Consider the following 352-nt stretch of genomic DNA (forward strand, 5'->3'; position numbering starts at 1 on the left):
CGCTGCAGGTCCGGCCCAAGCCCGCCGACTATCCGGCCGACGCGCCCTGGATGCCGGCCCGCGCGCTGAGCATCAGCGAAAGCTGGAGCCCGCAGCCGGAGCAGGCACAGGTCGGCGAATCGCTGACGCGCAACGTGCTGCTGAAGGTCGAGGGGCTTTCCGGCACCCAGCTTCCGCCGTTGCCGCTGCCCGACGTGCAAGGCCTGCGGCGCTACCCGGACCAACCGCAGCTGGCCGACCAGAGCACCGACCAGGGCCTCATCGGCAGTCGCGAGGAGCGCGAGGCGCTGGTGCCCGAGCAGGCCGGGCGCATCGAGTTGCCGGCGCTCGAAGTGGTCTGGTGGAACACCCG

Annotated in this window: 1 pseudogene; it reads left to right on the plus strand. The window is 72.2% G+C overall.

The window, feature by feature from the left end:
* A pseudogene (locus tag FLO80_RS24365) lies at nucleotides 1–352 on the plus strand (BatD family protein); the annotation flags it as partial.

The sequence above is a fragment of the Aquicoccus porphyridii genome, from assembly GCF_008369105.1.
GTDB lineage: Bacteria > Pseudomonadota > Alphaproteobacteria > Rhodobacterales > Rhodobacteraceae > Aquicoccus > Aquicoccus porphyridii.